The sequence below is a fragment of the Streptomyces sp. LHD-70 genome (assembly GCF_031157275.1).
Classification (GTDB): domain Bacteria; phylum Actinomycetota; class Actinomycetes; order Streptomycetales; family Streptomycetaceae; genus Streptomyces.
In genome coordinates this window covers 22,736-40,565 of the sequence record NZ_JAVIFW010000002.1, presented here as the reverse complement: position 1 = coordinate 40,565, position 17,830 = coordinate 22,736, and the positions used below count along the sequence as shown (strand labels likewise).

The 17,830-nt window shown below is 71.2% G+C and carries 12 protein-coding genes; 9 read left to right on the top strand and 3 right to left on the bottom strand.

The window, feature by feature from the left end; translation table 11 throughout:
- The first annotated feature begins 29 nt into the window (after positions 1-29).
- The 4 genes from RCO28_RS05095 (at position 30) to RCO28_RS05080 (ending at position 6,393) form a co-directional block, all read left to right on the top strand.
- Complete coding sequence (locus RCO28_RS05095; protein ID WP_308939748.1) at positions 30-311, top strand: acylphosphatase; 282 nt, start codon at positions 30-32, stop codon at positions 309-311.
- A 380-nt stretch (positions 312-691) separates the two neighbouring features.
- Positions 692-904, top strand: coding sequence for a hypothetical protein (locus tag RCO28_RS05090; RefSeq protein ID WP_161700093.1), 213 nt, complete (start codon positions 692-694; stop codon positions 902-904).
- A 266-nt stretch (positions 905-1,170) separates the two neighbouring features.
- Positions 1,171-4,722 (top strand): chromosome segregation protein SMC, encoded by a 3,552-nt coding sequence (gene smc / locus RCO28_RS05085; protein ID WP_308939747.1) that lies wholly within the window; start codon positions 1,171-1,173, stop codon positions 4,720-4,722.
- Positions 4,723-4,971: 249 nt separating this feature from the next.
- The gene (locus tag RCO28_RS05080; RefSeq protein WP_308939746.1) at positions 4,972-6,393 is read left to right on the top strand and encodes a sugar porter family MFS transporter; all 1,422 of its coding nucleotides are present in this window, start codon (positions 4,972-4,974) and stop codon (positions 6,391-6,393) included.
- Positions 6,394-6,432: 39 nt separating this feature from the next.
- On the opposite strand, the gene RCO28_RS05075 is transcribed toward RCO28_RS05080, so the two are convergent.
- Together RCO28_RS05075 and RCO28_RS05070 are read right to left on the bottom strand one after the other, a co-directional pair.
- Positions 6,433-7,413: an LLM class flavin-dependent oxidoreductase gene (locus tag RCO28_RS05075; RefSeq protein WP_308939745.1), complete on the bottom strand. Its 981-nt coding sequence runs from the start codon at positions 7,411-7,413 to the stop codon at positions 6,433-6,435.
- A gap of 101 nt (positions 7,414-7,514) precedes the next feature.
- Positions 7,515-8,996, bottom strand: a complete 1,482-nt coding sequence (locus RCO28_RS05070) for a cytosine permease (RefSeq protein WP_308939744.1) — start codon at positions 8,994-8,996, stop codon at positions 7,515-7,517.
- A gap of 172 nt (positions 8,997-9,168) precedes the next feature.
- On the opposite strand from RCO28_RS05070, the gene ftsY reads away from it, so the two are divergent.
- Complete coding sequence (gene ftsY, locus RCO28_RS05065; RefSeq protein WP_308939743.1) at positions 9,169-10,395, top strand: signal recognition particle-docking protein FtsY; 1,227 nt, start codon at positions 9,169-9,171, stop codon at positions 10,393-10,395.
- Between the two features lie 222 nt (positions 10,396-10,617).
- Here the strand turns inward: ftsY and RCO28_RS05060 are convergent, their stop codons facing one another.
- Complete coding sequence (locus RCO28_RS05060; RefSeq protein ID WP_308939742.1) at positions 10,618-11,289, bottom strand: bifunctional DNA primase/polymerase; 672 nt, start codon at positions 11,287-11,289, stop codon at positions 10,618-10,620.
- A gap of 469 nt (positions 11,290-11,758) precedes the next feature.
- On the opposite strand from RCO28_RS05060, the gene RCO28_RS05055 reads away from it, so the two are divergent.
- The 4 genes from RCO28_RS05055 (at position 11,759) to RCO28_RS05040 (ending at position 17,752) form a co-directional block, all read left to right on the top strand.
- On the top strand, positions 11,759-13,234 hold the full coding sequence (locus RCO28_RS05055; protein ID WP_308939741.1) for a hypothetical protein: 1,476 nt from the start codon (positions 11,759-11,761) through the stop codon (positions 13,232-13,234).
- 341 nt (positions 13,235-13,575) lie between these two features.
- A complete protein-coding gene (locus RCO28_RS05050; protein WP_308939740.1) occupies positions 13,576-14,931 on the top strand; it encodes an ammonium transporter in 1,356 nt (451 codons plus the stop codon).
- Positions 14,928-15,266 (top strand): P-II family nitrogen regulator, encoded by a 339-nt coding sequence (locus tag RCO28_RS05045; protein WP_282544024.1) that lies wholly within the window; start codon positions 14,928-14,930, stop codon positions 15,264-15,266. The genes RCO28_RS05050 and RCO28_RS05045 overlap by 4 nt, the downstream gene beginning before the upstream one ends.
- Positions 15,267-15,295: 29 nt before the next feature.
- Positions 15,296-17,752 carry a [protein-PII] uridylyltransferase gene (locus RCO28_RS05040; RefSeq protein ID WP_308939739.1) on the top strand — a complete coding sequence of 819 codons (2,457 nt, stop codon included), beginning with the start codon at positions 15,296-15,298 and terminating at the stop codon, positions 17,750-17,752.
- The last annotated feature ends 78 nt before the right edge of the window (positions 17,753-17,830 follow it).

The window sequence follows — 17,830 nt, the reverse complement described above, 5'->3', positions numbered from 1 at the left end:
GCGGGCAATCGGCCGGTTAGCTTTCCCACATGAATGAAGAGGTACGGCTCACCGCCTGGGTACGCGGTCAAGTACAGGGAGTGGGCTTTCGCTGGTTCACCAGGGCGAAGGCACTCGAGATCGGCGGACTGGTCGGCTTCGCGCTCAACCTCGCCGACGGCCGCGTCCAGGTGGTCGCCGAAGGCACCCGTATCGGCTGTGACGCACTGCTGGGCTGGCTCAGGGAGGGCGACACACCCGGCCAGGTCGACGGCGTCACTGAGATATGGGACACGCCCCGTGGTATCTACGACACCTTCGCCATCCGGTGAGGAAGGGCGGCTCCCGGGCGTCCGACGCGGCGCCCGGGAGCCGCACCTGGCGCAGCCGTGGACGGAAAGCGCCTGGTGGTTGCCAATAAAGCCTTGTCGTGCCAGGCTGCGCGGAGCACAATGATCACCACGCCCCCCAGGGCCCCGAAGGAGAGCAGCGCCGCCCGTTCCCAGGCCGCGCGCCCCCGGGCAGCCCGCCAATACGGGGTGTGATCGTGTTGACCGTCAAACTTTTTGGTGAGACTCTGGAAGTCCCCGCGCACCCCGGCTGTTTGGCATGTGGGAACGGCAATCAAAACAAGCAGTGCCATACACCGCGGGTGCTTCCCTCACGACCCACACCGATTCGGTCGGTCACTCAGTGTGGAGGACCATCCATCATGGCAAAGGCGCTTCTCGGTTACGTCGGCGGCTCCGACCCGCGACTCCTCGCCGAGATGCGACGGCTCCAGCAGCGCGTCCAGGACCTGGAATCCGAGCTCGTACGAATCCAGGCCGAGAACGACGCGCTGGCTACGGCTGCCGCTTCTCACGAAGGCGACTCGTTTCTGGAGAGCATCGACGTACCCCAGGCGGAGCCTGCGCTGACCTGAGTTGCTGCCGCGTGAGGCATCTACTCGGGGCTGCCCTGTCAGCCGCTTGAGAAGATCTGCAAGGGACGCTTCGGCGTCCCTTCTTTCTTTCCCCCGCTTCCCCTCCCCGCCGGCGCTGCCCGTCCGCTCCGGATCCCCCTGATCGTCAAAGCGTTCCCTCACCGTCTGATGTGCCCTGCACCTTCCGCGATGAAACCGCGTGTTCATGCCGTGAGACGCGGCGGTTCATGGAGTCGGGGCGAGGCCGAAAGGTAGAGTCCGGCGGCGTGCACCTCAAGGCCCTGACCCTGCGCGGGTTCAAATCCTTCGCCTCGGCGACCACCCTGCGCTTCGAGCCGGGCATCACGTGCGTCGTCGGACCCAACGGTTCCGGCAAGTCGAACGTGGTGGACGCGCTCAGCTGGGTCATGGGTGAGCAGGGCGCCAAGTCGCTGCGCGGCGGCAAGATGGAGGACGTCATCTTCGCCGGCACCACCGGGCGGCCACCGCTCGGCCGGGCCGAGGTGTCGCTGACCATCGACAACTCCGACGGTGTGCTGCCCATCGAGTACGCCGAGGTCACCATCACGCGGATCATGTTCCGCAACGGCGGCAGCGAGTACCAGATCAACGGGGACACCTGCCGACTCCTCGACATCCAGGAGCTGTTGTCCGACTCCGGCATCGGCCGCGAGATGCACGTCATCGTCGGCCAGGGCCAGCTCGACTCCGTACTGCACGCCGATCCCATGGGGCGCCGCGCCTTCATCGAGGAGGCGGCGGGTGTGCTCAAGCACCGCAAGCGCAAGGAGAAGGCGCTGCGGAAGCTGGACGCGATGCAGGCCAACCTCGCGCGCGTGCAGGACCTCACCGACGAACTCCGCCGACAGCTCAAGCCCCTTGGGCGGCAGGCCGCGGTCGCACGCCGGGCCGCCGTCATCCAGGCCGACCTGCGCGACGCCCGCCTCCGCCTCCTCGCCGACGACCTGGTCAGTCTGCGGGAGGCGCTGCGTACGGAGATCGCGGACGAGGCGGAGCTGAAGCGGCGCAAGGAGGAGGCCGAGGCGCGGCTCAAGGCGGCCCTCGCGCGGGAGGCCGAGCTTGAGGGCGAGGTGCGCCGCCTCGCACCGCGGCTGCAGCGGGCGCAGCAGACCTGGTACGAGCTGTCGCAGCTGGCGGAGCGGGTGCGCGGCACGGTCTCGCTCGCCGACGCCCGCGTGCAGAGTGCCACCTCCGCGCCCGCCGAGGAGCGGCGCGGCCGCGACCCCGAGGACATGGAGCGCGAGGCCGCCCGGATCCGCGAGCAGGAGGCCGAGTTGGAGGCCGCGCTCGAAGCGGCCGAGCGGGCCCTTGAGGACACGGTGGCCCACCGGGCCGACCTGGAACGGGAGTTGGCGGCCGAGGAGCGGCGCCTGAAGGACGTGGCGCGGGCGATCGCCGACCGCCGCGAGGGCCTGGCCCGCCTCAACGGCCAGGTGGGCGCGGCCCGCAGCAGGGCCGCTTCGGCGCAGGCCGAGATCGACCGCCTGGCCGCCGCGCGCGACGAGGCCCAGGAGCGGGCGGCCGCGGCGCAGGAGGAGTACGAGCAGCTCAAGGCCGAGGTCGACGGTCTCGACGCCGACGACTCCGAGCTCGGCGAGCGGCACGACGCGGCCAAGCGTGAGCTGGCCGACGCGGAGGCGGCCCAGTCCGCCGCGCGCGAGGCGGCCACGTCGGCGGAGCGGAAGCGGGCGGCGACGGCGGCCCGGCACGAGGCGCTCGCGCTCGGGCTGCGCCGCAAGGACGGTACGGGAGCGCTGCTCGCCGCGAGGGAACAGCTGGCCGGACTGCTCGGTCCTGCCTCCGAACTGCTCACCGTGACCCCCGGGTTCGAGGTGCCGGTGGCGGCGGCGCTCGGGGCCGCGGCCGACGCGATCGCCGTGAGCACCCCGGCGACGGCGGCCGAGGCGATCCGGCTGCTCCGCAAGCAGGACGCGGGCCGCGCGGCCATCCTGCTCGGCGGCGCCCCCGACGACGTACCGGCGAAGCAGGGGGAGGGGCCGCCGTTCGCCGCTGAACTGGTGCGCGGGCCAGAGGAGTTGATGCCCTCGGTGCGGCGGCTGCTGCGCGGGGTCGTCGTCGTAGGAACGCTGGAGGACGCCGAGGATCTGGTCTACGCGCGTCCGGAGTTGACGGCCGTGACCGCCGAAGGGGACCTGCTCGGGGCGCACTTCGCGCAGGGCGGGTCGGCCGGGGCGCCCAGCCTGATCGAGGTGCAGGCCTCGGTGGACGAGGCCGCGGCCGACCTCGAGGAGCTCGGGGTGCGGTGCGAGGCGCTGGCCGATGAGCAGCAGCGGGCGGTGGAGCGGCGGCGTGCATGTGCCGCGCTCGTCGAGGAGTTGGGGGAGCGGCGGCGGGCCGCGGACCGGGAGAAGTCGGCGGTGTCGCAGCAGCTCGGGCGGCTCGCCGGGCAGGCGCGGGGGGCCGCGGGCGAGGCGGAGCGGTCGGTCGCGGCGGCGGCCCGCGCGCAGGAGGCCCTGGACCGTGCCCTCGAAGAGGTCGAGGAGCTGGCCGAACGGCTTGCGGTCGCTGAGGAGTTGCCCGTAGAGGAGGAGCCCGACACCTCCGTACGGGACCGGCTCGCGGCCGATGGGGCCAATGCGCGGCAGACCGAGATGGAGGCGCGGCTTCAGGCGCGCACGCACGAGGAGCGGGTCAAGGGTCTCGCCGGACGTGCCGACGGCCTGGACCGGGCCGCGCGCGCCGAACGGGAGGCGCGGGCGCGGGCCGAACAGCGCCGGGCCCGGCTGCGGCGCGAGGCGGCCGTGGCGCAGGCGGTCGGCTCGGGCGCCCGGCAGCTGCTCGCGCACGTGGAGGTGTCCCTCGTACGGGCCGAGCGGGAGCGGGAGGCGGCCGAGCGGGCCAAGGCGGAGCGTGAGCAGGAGCTGGTGGCGGAGCGGAACGCCGGCCGGGACCTCAAGGCCGACCTTGACAAGCTGACCGACTCGGTGCACCGGGGCGAGGTTCTCGGCGCCGAGAAGCGCATGCGGATCGAGCAGTTGGAGTCGAAGGCGCTGGAGGAGCTGGGCGTCGAACCGGCCGGGCTTGTCGCGGACTACGGGCCCGACCAGCTCGTACCGCCGTCGCCGCCCGCCGAGGGCGAGGAGCTGCCCGAGGACCCTGAGCATCCGCGGAACACGCCGCGGCCGTATGTGCGCGGGGAGCAGGAGAAGCGGCTCAAGGCGGCCGAACGGGCCTACCAGCAGCTCGGGAAGGTCAACCCGCTGGCCCTCGAGGAGTTCGCGGCGCTGGAGGAGCGGCACAAGTTCCTCAGCGAGCAGCTGGAGGACCTGAAGAAGACCCGCGCCGACCTCCTTCAGGTCGTGAAGGAGGTGGACGAGCGGGTGGAGCAGGTCTTCACCGAGGCGTACTACGACACGGCCCGGGAGTTCGAGGGGGTCTTCTCGCGGCTTTTCCCGGGCGGCGAGGGCCGGCTGATCCTGACCGATCCGGACAACATGCTCACCACGGGCGTGGACGTCGAGGCGCGGCCGCCGGGCAAGAAGGTCAAGCGGCTCAGCCTGCTCTCGGGCGGCGAGCGGTCGCTCACGGCGGTGGCGATGCTGGTCGCGATCTTCAAGGCGCGGCCCAGCCCGTTCTATGTGATGGACGAGGTCGAGGCGGCACTCGACGACACCAATCTGCAGCGGCTGATCCGGATCATGCGGGAGCTGCAGGAGTCCTCGCAGCTCATCGTGATCACGCACCAGAAGCGCACGATGGAGGTCGCGGACGCGCTGTACGGGGTGTCCATGCAGGGTGACGGGGTCTCGAAGGTCATCAGCCAGCGGTTGAGCTGATCCGGGGCCGGCGGCCGAGCTGACCCGTTCCGCCCGTTTCTCCCTTAATAAGTTCAAGCATTGAACTCTTGCTGTCTTCGCATGCTCAGAAAGTCATAGCTCCAGACCTATTGACTTCGACACTTGAAGGAATAGTCTCTGCAACGTTGTTTTTACCTTCAAGTGGTGAGTGACAAGAAGTTGTGCGCCACTGGAAGGTGCCTCTACCCCCACCCCGGCGCTGTGGCCGGTGGCGCCCGAGGAGTACAAGTGACGAGCACATCGCAGGCCCCGCAGGCGGCCAAGGGTCCACGTCCGGACCATCTCGGCCATGTCATCTTCATTACGGCTGCGGCCGCGATGGGCGGCTTCCTCTTCGGCTACGACAGCTCCGTGATCAACGGCGCGACCGTGGCCATCCAGCACCGGTTCGACGTCAACGCGGACATGCTCGGCTGGATCATCGCCACCGCGCTCCTCGGCTGTGCCCTTGGCGCCGCCCTCGCGGGCCGGATCGCCGACCGGATCGGCCGTATCCGCTGCATGCAGATCGCCTCGGTGCTCTTCGCGGCCAGCGCCGTCGGCTCGGCCCTGCCCTTCGCCGCCTGGGACCTCACCATGTGGCGCCTGATCGGCGGCGTCGGCATCGGCATGGCCTCGGTGATCGGCCCGGCCTACATCGCCGAGGTCGCCCCGCCCGCGTACCGCGGCCGGCTCGCCTCGTTCCAGCAGGCCGCGATCGTCATCGGCATCGCCGTCTCGCAGCTGGTCAACTACGGCATCCTCACCCTGGCCGACGGCGACCAGCGCGGACAGCTGGCGGGCCTGGAGGCCTGGCAGTGGATGCTCGGCGTGATGGTCGTCCCGGCCGTCCTGTACGGCCTGCTGTCCTTCGCGATCCCCGAGTCGCCGCGCTACCTGATCTCCGTGGGCCGGGTGGCCGACGCCAAGAAGGTGCTCACCGAGGTCGAGGGCACCGGCATCGACGCTGAGGCGCGCGCCACCGAGATCGAGGACGCCATGCGCCGCGAGCACAAGCCGTCCTTCAAGGACCTGCTCGGCAAGGTCGGCTTCCTGCCCATCGTGTGGATCGGCATCGGCCTGTCGGTGTTCCAGCAGCTCGTCGGCATCAACGTGATCTTCTACTACTCGAACCAGCTGTGGCAGTCGATCGGGCACGACCCGACCAGCTCGTTCCTGTACTCGTTCGAGACGTCGATCGTGAACATCATCGGTACGGTCATCGCGATGATCTTCGTCGACCGGATCGGGCGCAAGCCGCTGGCCCTGATCGGCTCCGCCGGTATGGCGATCGCCCTGTTCACCATGGCCTGGGCGTTCTCGTACCGCGCCGGCGCCGGTGACAACGTCTCGCTGCCCGACGCCCAGGGCATCATCGCGCTCATCGCCGCCAACGCCTTCGTGCTGTTCTTCGCGCTCTCCTGGGGCGTCGTGGTCTGGGTGCTGCTCGGCGAGATCTTCCCCGGCCGGATCCGCGCCGCCGCGCTCGGTGTGGCCGCGGCCGCGCAGTGGCTCGCCAACTTCGCGATCACCAAGACCTTCCCGAGCATGTCCGAGTGGTCGCTGACCGGCTCGTACATCATCTACGGCGCCTTCGCGGCGCTCTCCATCCCCTTCGTCCTGAAGTTCGTCCGCGAGACGAAGGGCAAGACTCTGGAGGAGATGGGCTAACCCCCGCTGCCCCTCTCCCCAGATCGGTCGTGCCCCGGTTCAGTCCTTGAGCCGGGGCATGACCCTTTCCGCGAACAGGTGCAGGGAGCGCCAGCCCTCGTCGAGCGGCATGCCGCCGCACAGCGGGTGCAGGATCAGGTTGTCGTGGCCGCCCTCGTTCAGGGCCACGCACTCGTCCGGGGTCAGGACCCGGTACACGCCCTCGGCCCGCAGCTCGGCCACGCTGCCCGCGCCCGAGCGCACCGCCGAGTGGATGTCCTTGTTCTGCCAGGAGGCGTACGTCCGCGCCTCGTGCAGGAAGTGCTCGCCGTACTCGGCCCAGGTGCGGTCCGGGTCCTCGGAGATGTGCAGCAGCGGCGTCTCGGCGCCCGGCATCATCGTCCAGCCCTCGGTGCCGTACTCGCGCAGCTTCTCCTGGTAGTACGCCTCCAGTTCCGGCAGATGCGCGCTCGGGAAGAACGGCAGGCCGAGCCGGGCCGCCCGCCGCGCCGCGGGCTTCGACGAACCGCCCACCAGAAGCAGCGGATTGGGCTCTGTGTACGGCTTCGGCGTCACCCGGACCGTACGGCCGCGGAACTCGAAGGGCTCCCCGGTCCACGCCTTGAGCAGCGTCTCCAGGAGCTCGTCCTGCAGCGCCCCGCGCCGCGCCCACTCGACGCCGAAGGCCTGGTACTCCTCGCGCCGGTAGCCGATTCCGGCGACGGTCACCAGACGGCCGCCGCTGATCAGATCCAGTACGGCGATGTCCTCCGCGAGCCGCAGCGGATCGTGCAGCGGGCCGATGATCGCGGAGACCGTGACCGCGATCCGCCGCGTCGCCCCGAACACCGCCCCCGCGAACGTGAACGGCGACGGCAGCCAGTTGTTGGCGGCGCCGTGGTGCTCCTCGGTCTGGATCGTGGCCAGACCCCGGTCGTCGCAGTACGCGGCCATCTCGACCGCGGCGCGATAGCGGGCGGCGAGCGCCTCGGGCGTCGCCGCGGGATCGACCAGATTGAAACGTACGACGGTGACGGTCATGACAGACGACGTCCCCCTTCACCGGGAACACGGACTACGGGAACCGTGGCCTTGCGAAGGGGGACGGTAGTTGACGCAGCGTCAGATAGACAGGGGTCGGGTCAGACGGACACGGTCTCGCGCTCCGCCTCGGCCGCCGCGGGCGAATCGGCTTCCACCGCACGGGACTTGGAACGCGGCAGCACCGCGTAGAGCAGTGCCGACACCGCGATGCCCGTCACCCAGCCGAGGCCGTGCTTGCCGATCCAGGACGTGGCGAGCGGGCCCGCGAACCAGTCGACCTTGGTGAAGAGCAGCCCGGTGACGAGGGCGACCGCCCACGCCGTCATGGCCTGCCAGGCAAAGCCCGCCTTGTACCAGTAGGCGGAGGTGCGCGTGGTGTCGAGCAGCGCCTGACCGTCGTACGTCTTGCGGCGCAGCATGTCGACGCCGAAGACGCCGATCCAGGCCGAGAAAGCCACCGCGAGCAGCGTCAGGAACGAGATGAACGAGCCGATGAAGCTGGTCGCCACCACCATCAGGAGGAAGCCGAAGACCAGGCTGATCACCGCGTTCACGCTGACCGCCGCGGCGCGCGGCACCTTGATGCCGAGGGTCTGCGCGGTGAAGCCCGCCGAGTACATGGACATCGAGTTGATCAGCAGCATGCCGATCAGCGCGATCAGCAGGTACGGCACCGCGATCCAGGTCGGGAGCAGCTCGCCGATGAACGCCACCGGGTCCTGCGCACGCGCCAGGTTCGGCGTCGACACCGCCATCACGGCGCCCATCAGGACCATCGGCAGGACGACGATGCCGGCGCCGCCGACCGCCGTGCCGACCAGCTTCTTCGACGAGGCCGTACGCGGCAGATAGCGCGTGAAGTCCGGGCCCGAGGGCACCCAGCTGATGCCGCCCGCGCCGATCATGCCGATGCCCGCGACCACCATCGCGGCCGAGCCCGCGGGCTTGTCCAGGACCGCCGACCAGTCGGTCTCGGCGATCAGATAGCCGAGCACGAGCACGCTGAACGCGCCGAACAGGTACGTCGACCACTTGCTGCACACCCGCAGCGCGTTGATGCCGAGCCCCGACACCAGGAACGTGCCGGTCACGAAGAGCAGCAGCGTCACCACGATCAGGACGGTGTTCGACTTCACACCGAAGAGCAGGTCGAGCACGGTCAGGATCGCGTACGCACCCGTGACCGCGTTGATCGTCTCCCAGCCCCAGCGGGCCACCCAGATCAGCGAGCCCGGGAAGAGGTTGCCGCGCTGCCCGAAGACCGCCCGCGACAGCGCCATACCGGGAGCGCCTCCGCGCTTGCCCGCGATGGAGATCAGGCCCACGATCCCGTACGCGACGATGGGAGCCACCGTCGCGACAAGCAGCACCTGCCAGATGTTCAGGCCGTTGAAGACCACCAGGCCCGCGCCCATGGTGAGCAGCAGCACACTGATGTTGGCGGCGACCCAGGTCGGGAACAGCTCCCGGACCTTGCCGGTGCGCTCGCTGTCGGGAACCGGTTCAAGACCGCGGGTCTCTATCGCGCTCTCGGTCTCGATGACGGCTGCCTCGGCGGAGGCACGGGGGGACGCGGGCATGCGGTAGCTCCGTGGGGGGAGGGGAGGGGGAACCGCAACTATCGTACGTTCGCCCTAAAAATCGCAAATAGGGCCCAAGGTCCCTTGGTCGAACCTACGAGTACTACGGGCTTCAGCCGCCCGTGTCCGCACCCGCACGCCCGCCGGGCGTCTCCCGCATACTGGCAGGGTTATGGACATCCTCATCCTTGCTGTAGTCATCGCCGTAGTCGTGATCGGCGCGATCAGCGGCCTGGTGGTGAGCGGCCGCAAGAAGAAGCAGCTGCCCCCGTCGGCCCCGTCGAGCACGCCGACCATCACCCAGCCCCCGGCCGAGCCGCACGTCGGCGAAGAGGCCGAGGAGCCACACGAAGAACCTCGCCGCACCATCGAGGAGGTCGAACTCCCCGAGGCGCAGGCGCCCGCCCCCGAGGCTCCCGTCGAGGAGGCCGAGCCTCTTGAGGCGGCGCCCGAGATCGAGGTGCCCGAGCCCACCGCCGGCCGCCTGGTCCGGCTGCGCGCCCGCCTGGCCCGCTCGCAGAACCAGCTCGGCAAGGGCCTGCTCACGCTGCTCTCGCGCGAGCACCTCGACGAGGACACCTGGGAGGAGATCGAGGACACCCTCCTCACCGCCGACGTCGGCGTCGCCCCCACCCAGGAGCTGGTCGAGCGCCTCCGCGAGCGCGTCAAGGTCCTCGGCACCCGCACCCCCGACGAGCTCCGCGGTCTGCTCCGCGAGGAGCTGCTCACCCTGGTCGGTACGGACTTCGACCGTGAGGTGAAGACCGAGACCGGGCACCAGGCGGGCGGCGTCCCCGGCGTCGTGATGGTCGTCGGCGTCAACGGCACCGGCAAGACCACCACGACCGGCAAGCTCGCCCGCGTCCTCGTCGCCGACGGCCGCACCGTCGTCCTCGGCGCCGCCGACACCTTCCGCGCCGCCGCCGCCGACCAGCTGCAGACCTGGGGCGAGCGTGTGGGCGCCTACACCGTGCGCGGCCCTGAGGCGGGCGACCCCGCCTCCGTCGCCTTCGACGCGGTGAAGGAGGGCAAGGAGATGGGCGTCGACGTGGTGCTCATCGACACCGCGGGCCGCCTGCACACCAAGACCGGGCTCATGGACGAGCTCGGGAAGGTCAAGCGGGTCGTGGAGAAGCACGGTCCGGTCGACGAGGTGCTGCTCGTCCTCGACGCGACGACCGGGCAGAACGGCCTGGTCCAGGCCCGGGTCTTCGCCGAGGTGGTCGACATCACGGGCATCGTGCTGACGAAGCTGGACGGCACGGCGAAGGGCGGCATCGTCGTCGCTGTGCAGCGGGAGCTGGGGGTTCCGGTGAAGCTGGTCGGGCTCGGTGAGGGGGCGGATGATTTGGCGCCGTTCGAGCCTGAGGCGTTTGTGGATGCGTTGATCGGGGATTGACGGGGGGCTCCCGTCGCGGCGGGAACCCGCTACCGGGCTCGGACGGCTTGCGTCGTCCGGGCCCGGCTGTTTTCCCCTACCCGCCCCTTCCCGAACTGGGGCTCCGCCCCAGACCCCGCTCCTCAAACGCTGGAGGGGCTGAATTTTGCGGCCTCGCCCGCATCTTTCAGCCCGTCCGGCGTTTGAGGACGAGCGCGGAGCGCGGTGTGGGTGAGGGGTGGGCTACAGGCCCGAGCGGTGGCTCACGTAGGCCAGGGTGCCGAGGAGGAGTCGCGCCGGAGGCGGGTTCGTCGCCGAGTCGAGGGCGGGCGCACGGAGCCAGTGGGCCGGGCCGAGGCCCGCGTGGTCGGACGGCGGGGCCGTGATGTGCGCGCCGGGGCCGAGGCCGCGCAGATCCAGGTCGGCGTCGTCCCAGCCCATGCGGTAGAGCAGCGCGGGGAGTTCGGCGGCCGAGCCGGGGGCGACGAGGAACTGGGCGCGGCCGTCGGGCGTCGCCGTGACCGGGCCGAGCGGGATGCCCATGCGCTCCATGCGGACCAGGGCGCGGCGGCCGGCGGACTCCGCCACGTCCAGGACGTCGAAGGTGCGGCCCGTGGGCAGCAGCACCGCGGCGCCGGGGAACTCGCCCCAGGCGCGGGTGACTTGGCCGAGGGTTGCGCCGGCCGGAACGTGGGCGGCGAAGTCCAGGGGGTGCGCTCCGGGGGCCGGGCAGTCGGCCTTGCCGCAGGAGCACTGTCCGTCTGCGGCGCGGGCGCCTGGCCTCACGTCCCAGCCCCACAGGCCGGTGAACTCCGCCACCGCCGTGCAGTCGGACGTCTGCCCGCGGCGCCGTGAACCGGTGCGCACAGGCCGGATCTCGCGGATGCCCCGGCTGCTGCCGATCGTGAAGCCCATGCCCCCTCCAACGGGTTCGACGCGTCGCTGGTTACGAAGCGCAGTGGAACTGCGACTCTGTGTCGCCGTCGTGCCGCCCCCTGAACTCGCGGGCTCCGCCTGGTCGTTCGGCGGTGGCGCGAGAGGTGGTACGGGGGTGGTGCGGGCGGATCGGTGCGCCCCGGCGCGCTCCGTTCCGCCCGCTCCCGGCTGTTCGATGTCAAGTCAATCGTGTGGAGCGATCCCTGAGTTCATTCAAAGGGGTGGCGAATGGTGGCGTTTCTGAGAACGCCCTCGCCGGGAGGGTGATCGTAGGACTACTTTCAGTACACGAAGCCCGGGAACGCTCGCGTTCATGGGTATGCCGGAGGCAACTCGGTTTCTTGTTCGATGGGTGAGGATCCGCGGACCGGCAGCCCGAACTCACGGCATTCTGTTAGGGCTTGGCGCAATGAGGCGCACAACTGGCTTGAGGGATGGGGGCGCTCCAGTGGGCGGCAACGGCGGCAGCGGCGCGAACGCTGACAAGCGCCCCAACGAACAGCTGACTTCGTGGTTCGTGCGCAGTGGCTGGTCCAAGGGCGAGCTCGCCCGTCAAGTGAACCGCAGGGCGCGGCAGTTGGGCGCCAACCACATCTCGACCGACACCTCACGGGTCCGGCGCTGGCTCGACGGCGAACAGCCGCGTGAGCCGATCCCGCGGATCCTCTCCGAGCTGTTCTCCGAGCGCTTCGGCGCCGTCGTCGCCATCGAGGACCTCGGCCTCCGCTCCGCCCACCAGTCGGCCTCGCTCTCCGGAGTCGACCTGCCGTGGACGGGCACCCAGACCGTCGAGATGATCAGCGAGTTCTCGCGCAGCGACCTGATGCTCGCCCGCCGCGGCTTCCTCGGCACCTCGCTCGCCCTCGCCGCCGGGCCCTCCCTGATCGAGCCCATGCAGCGCTGGCTGGTGCCCACCCCCGGGGCGGCTCCCGGCGCCGCCGAAGCGGCCGTCCCGATCCGCCGCGCCACCCGGCTCTCCAAGCCGGAGCTCGACCTCCTCGAGTCGACCACCGCGATGTTCCGGCAGTGGGACGCCCAGTGCGGCGGCGGGCTGCGCCGCAAGGCCGTCGTCGGCCAGCTCCACGAGGTCACCGACCTGCTCCAGGAGCCCCAGCCGCCCGCCACCGAGCGCCGCCTCTTCAAGATCGCCGCCGAGCTGGCCGAGCTGGCCGGCTGGATGAGCTACGACGTCGGACTCCAGCCCACCGCCCAGAAGTACTTCGTGCTCGCCCTGCACGCCGCCAAGGAAGCGGGCGACAAACCCCTCGGCTCGTACATCCTGTCCGGGATGAGCCGCCAGATGATCCACCTCGGGCGGCCCGACGACGCCCTGGAGCTCATCCACCTCGCGCAGTACGGCAGCCGGGACTGCGCCACCGCCCGCACCCAGGCCATGCTGTATGCGATGGAGGCCCGCGCGTACGCCAACATGGGCCAGCCCAGCAAGACCAAGCGGGCCGCCCGCATGGCCGAGGACACCTTCGCCGACGTGGACGACATCGAGGAGCGCGAGCCCGACTGGATCCGCTTCTTCTCCGAGGCCGAGCTCAACGGCGAGAACGCCCACTCGTACCGCGACCTGGCCTACGTCGCAGGCCGCAGCCCCACCTACGCCTCGCTCTCCCAGCCCGTGATGGAACGCGCCGTCGAGCTGTTCGGCAAGGACCCCGAGCACCAGCGGTCGTACGCACTGAACCTCATCGGCATGGCCACCGTGCACCTGCTGCAGAAGGAGCCCGAGCAGAGCTGCGTGCTCGCCGGGCAGGCCCTCGGCATCGCCAAGAAGGTGCGCTCCGAGCGGGTCAACAACCGGCTCCGCAAGACCGTCGACACCGCGATGCGGTCCTTCGGCGAGGTCAGCGAGGTCGAGCGGCTCACCGACGAGCTCGCCGCGCAACTGCCCGAATCCGCAGAGGCGGTCTGACGAGAGCCGACCGCACCCACCAGCCCCGGCCGCGGCCGGACCATCCACGACTGCCCGACTCGGCTCCCCCCATGCCAGGTCAGCCGGATGGCCCGCCGCGGCCGGCTCCCGTTCCCGGGTCCCCGTACCGCCCAGGCCCGTACCACAGGGGAGAAACCCCCGCCCGTACGATCCGGCAGTTCATGTACGCGTAACACGCACGACCTCTTCGTCACTGCGGTGAAACACCGAGGGGCATCGACGGAAACCGCGCTGCGCCAATCTCATGGCGCATAACCGGCCCACCCCTCATGACCGCTCAGGCTCCGCCCGCACGGGCCGCACACGACGAGGAGACGCCGATGCCTCCAGGCATCACGATCGCCGCAGAAGCCCCGCAGCTCTCTGCCGCCAACACCGGATTCATGCTCATCTGCTCCGCCCTGGTGATGCTGATGACTCCGGCACTGGCCTTCTTCTACGGAGGCATGGTCCGAGTCAAGTCCACCCTGAACATGCTGATGATGAGCTTCATCAGCCTCGGGATCGTCACGATCCTCTGGGTGCTCTACGGCTTCAGCGTCGCCTTCGGTACCGACAAGGGCTCGCTCATCGGCTGGGAGTCCGACTTCGTCGGCCTCAGCGGCATCGGACTGACCGAACTGTGGGGCACGTACGACATCCCCGTCTACGTCTTCGCCGTCTTCCAGCTGATGTTCGCCGTCCTCACGCCCGCGCTGATCAGCGGTGCCCTCGCCGACCGGGTGAAGTTCACCGCCTGGGCGCTGTTCGTCGCGCTGTGGGCGACCGTCGTGTACTTCCCCGTCGCGCACTGGGTGTGGGGCGAGGGCGGCTGGGCCTTCGAGCTCGGCGTCATCGACTTCGCCGGCGGTACCGCCGTGCACATCAACGCGGGTGCCGCGGCGCTCGGTGTGATCCTCGTCATCGGCAAGCGCGTCGGCTTCAAGAAGGACCCGATGCGGCCGCACTCCCTGCCGCTCGTCATGCTCGGCGCCGGCCTCCTGTGGTTCGGCTGGTTCGGCTTCAACGCCGGCTCCTGGCTCGGCAACAACGACGGCGTCGGCGCCGTGATGTTCGTCAACACCCAGGTCGCCACCGCCGCCGCGATGCTCGCCTGGCTCGCCTACGAGAAGATCCGGCACGGCGCGTTCACCACCCTCGGCGCGGCCTCCGGCGCCGTCGCGGGCCTCGTCGCCATCACCCCGGCCGGCGGCTCCGTCTCCCCGCTCGGCGCCATCGCCGTCGGCGCGATCGCCGGTGTGCTGTGCGCCATGGCCGTCGGCCTGAAGTTCAAGTTCGGCTACGACGACTCCCTCGACGTGATCGGCGTCCACCTCGTCGGCGGCGTCATCGGCTCGCTGCTCGTCGGCTTCTTCGCCACCGGCGGCGTCCAGTCCGACGCGAAGGGCCTCTTCTACGGCGGCGGCCTCGACCAGCTCGGCAAGCAGGCCCTCGGCGTCATCGTGACCTTCGCGTACTCCCTGATCGTCTCTGCCATCCTCGCCTGGGTCATCCACAAGACCATCGGCATGCGCGTCAGTGAGGACGACGAGGTCTCCGGCATCGACCAGATCGAACACGCCGAGACGGCCTACGACTTCAGCGGCGCGGGCGGCGGCACCGCCCCCCGTACCGCCCAGGCCGCACCCCTCGCCAAGACCGCAGAGGCGGCGCAGAACAAGAAGGTGGACGCATGAAGCTCATCACCGCGGTCGTCAAGCCGCACCGGCTCGACGAGATCAAGGAGGCCCTGCAGGCCTTCGGGGTCCACGGACTCACCGTGACCGAGGCCAGCGGATACGGCCGGCAGCGCGGGCACACCGAGGTGTACCGGGGCGCCGAGTACACCGTCGACCTCGTCCCCAAGATCCGGATCGAGGTCCTGGTGGAGGACGACGACGCCGAACAGCTCGTCGAGGTCGTCGTGAAGGCCGCCCGCACCGGAAAGATCGGCGACGGCAAGGTCTGGAGCGTCCCGGTCGACACGGCCGTACGGGTGCGCACCGGCGAGCGCGGACCCGACGCACTCTGAGACGGACCGAACAGGCAAGGAGCTGCTGGGTGACGAGTGTGGATGTTCCAGTCGAAGCGGAAGACTCCGGACCCAGCGGCTATGCGGCGGCCCGGCTGCGCCTCCTCCAGGACGGGGAGGCGCGGTCCGGGCCGCCGCGCCGTGCGGCCCTCGCCGAGCTGACGGACGACTGGCTCGCCGGGCTCTTCGGGGCCGCCGCTGCCGAGCTGCGCGGGGTCTCGCTGGTGGCCGTCGGCGGGTACGGGCGCGGCGAGCTCTCCCCGCGCAGCGACCTCGACCTGCTCCTGCTGCACGACGGCAGCGCCGCCCCGGGCGCCGTCGCCTCCCTCGCCGACCGCCTCTGGTACCCGGTCTGGGACCTCGGCCTCGACCTCGACCACTCCGTACGCACCCCCGCCGAGGCCCGCAAGACCGCCGCCGAGGACCTCAAGGTCCAGCTCGGCCTCCTCGACGCCCGGCACGTCGCCGGGGACCTCGGCCTCACCGCGTCCCTGCGCACCGCCGTCCTCGCCGACTGGCGCAACCAGGCGCCGGGGCGCCTCCCGCAGCTCCGCGAACTCTGCGAGGAACGCGCCGCCCGCCAGGGCGAGCTGCAGTTCCTCCTCGAACCCGACCTCAAGGAGGCCCGCGGCGGCCTCCGCGACGCCACCGCCCTGCGCGCCGTCGCCGCCTCCTGGCTCGCCGACGCCCCGCGCGCCGGACTCGCCGAGGCCCGCCGCAGGCTCCTCGACGTACGCGACGCCCTGCACCTCACCACCGGCCGCGCCACCGACCGCCTCGCCCTCCAGGAACAGACCCAAGTCGCCGAAGAACTCGGCCTGTTGGACTCCGACGCACTGCTCCGGCAGGTGTACGAGGCGGCCCGCACCCTCTCGTACGCGAGTGACGTGACCTGGCGCGAGGTCGGGCGGGTGCTGCGTGCCCGCTCCGCCCGGCCCCGCCTGCGCTCCCTCCTCGGCGGGCGCGGCGGCGGCAAGCCCGCGCCCGAGCGCACCCCGCTCGCCGAGGGCGTCGTCGAGCAGGACGGCGAGGTCGTCCTCGCCCGCACCGCACGGCCCGACCGCGACCCCGTGCTGCCGCTGCGCGCCGCCGCGGCCGCCGCCCAGGCCGGACTCCCGCTCTCCCTGCACGCCGTCCGCCGCCTCGCCACCGCCGCGAAACCCCTGCCCGCGCCCTGGCCCGCCGAGGCGCGCGAACAGCTCGTCACGCTGCTCGGCGCGGGTCCCGCGACCGTCGACGTGTGGGAGGCCCTGGAAGCCGAAGGCCTGATCAGCCGGCTCCTGCCCGACTGGGAACGCGTCCGCTGCCGGCCGCAGCGCAACCCCGTGCACACCTGGACCGTCGACCGCCACCTCGTCGAGACCGCCGTACGGGCCGCCGCCCTCACCCGCCGCGTCGGCCGCCCCGACCTGCTGCTCGTCGCCGCGCTGCTGCACGACATCGGCAAGGGCTGGCCCGGTGACCACTCCGTGGCGGGCGAGGTGATCGCCAAGGACGTGGCCGCGCGGATCGGCTTCGACACGGACGACGTGGCCGTACTGGCCCGGCTCGTACGGCACCATCTGCTGCTCGTCGAGACGGCGACCCGGCGCGATCTCGACGACCCGGCGACCGTCGAGTCCGTCGCGGAGTCCGTCGGCTCGGCCTCGGCCCTTGAACTGCTGCACGCCCTGACGGAGGCCGACGCCCTCGCCACCGGGCCCGCCGCCTGGTCCGCGTGGCGTGCCTCGCTCGTCGCCGACCTCGTCGCCCGCGTCGGCGCCGTCCTCGCGGGCGATCCGCCGCCGCAGCCCGCCGCCGCGCCCACCACCGCCGAACAGGAACGCCTCGTCGTCGAGGCCCACCGCACGGGCGGGCCCGTACTCGCGCTGCGCGCGCAGACGGAGGGGGCCGACGCGGACGGTGAGGAGCCGCTGGGCGTCGAGCTGCAGATCGCCGTGCCCGACCAGCCGGGCGTGCTGCCCGCCGTGGCCGGGGTGCTCGCCCTGCACCGGCTCACCGTCCGTACGGCCGAGGTCAGCATCCTCGACCTGCCCGACGAGGTGCCGGCCGACGGCTCCCTCCTCTTCCTGGACTGGCGGGTCGCCACCGAGTTCGGCTCCCTGCCGCAGGCCGCCCGGCTCCGCGCCGACCTGGTCCGGGCCCTCGACGGCACACTCGACATCCCGGCCCGCCTCGCCGAGCGCGACGCCGCGTACCCGCGCAGGCGCGGAGCACCGGCCCCGCCGCCCCGGGTGACGGTCGCGGCCGCGGGGTCCCGCCGCGCCACGGTCATCGAGGTCCGCGCCCAGGACGCGCCGGGCCTGCTCCATCGCATCGGGCGGGCGCTTGAGGCGTCGGGGGTACGGGTACGGAGCGCGCACGCCTCGACACTCGGGGCGAATGCGGTGGACGCGTTCTATGTGACGGGTGTGGACGGGGAGCCGTTGCCCGCGCGGGCGGCGCTGGAGGTGGCTCGGGGGGTGGAGGAGGCGCTGCGGGGCTGAGAATTCGGCCCCTCCGGCGGTTGCGGAGGCCCGTCCGGCAGGACGGAAAACACAGTCGCCCGCCGGAGCAGTTTGCCG

Coding starts and splice junctions, on each gene's coding strand:
- RCO28_RS05095 (WP_308939748.1), top strand. CDS start 30: ATGAATGAAGAGGTACGGCTCACCGCCTGGGTACGCGGTCAAGTACAG.
- RCO28_RS05090 (WP_161700093.1), top strand. CDS start 692: ATGGCAAAGGCGCTTCTCGGTTACGTCGGCGGCTCCGACCCGCGACTC.
- RCO28_RS05075 (WP_308939745.1), bottom strand. CDS start 7,413: ATGACCGTCACCGTCGTACGTTTCAATCTGGTCGATCCCGCGGCGACG.
- RCO28_RS05070 (WP_308939744.1), bottom strand. CDS start 8,996: ATGCCCGCGTCCCCCCGTGCCTCCGCCGAGGCAGCCGTCATCGAGACC.
- ftsY (WP_308939743.1), top strand. CDS start 9,169: ATGGACATCCTCATCCTTGCTGTAGTCATCGCCGTAGTCGTGATCGGC.
- RCO28_RS05060 (WP_308939742.1), bottom strand. CDS start 11,289: ATGGGCTTCACGATCGGCAGCAGCCGGGGCATCCGCGAGATCCGGCCT.
- RCO28_RS05050 (WP_308939740.1), top strand. CDS start 13,576: ATGCCTCCAGGCATCACGATCGCCGCAGAAGCCCCGCAGCTCTCTGCC.
- RCO28_RS05045 (WP_282544024.1), top strand. CDS start 14,928: ATGAAGCTCATCACCGCGGTCGTCAAGCCGCACCGGCTCGACGAGATC.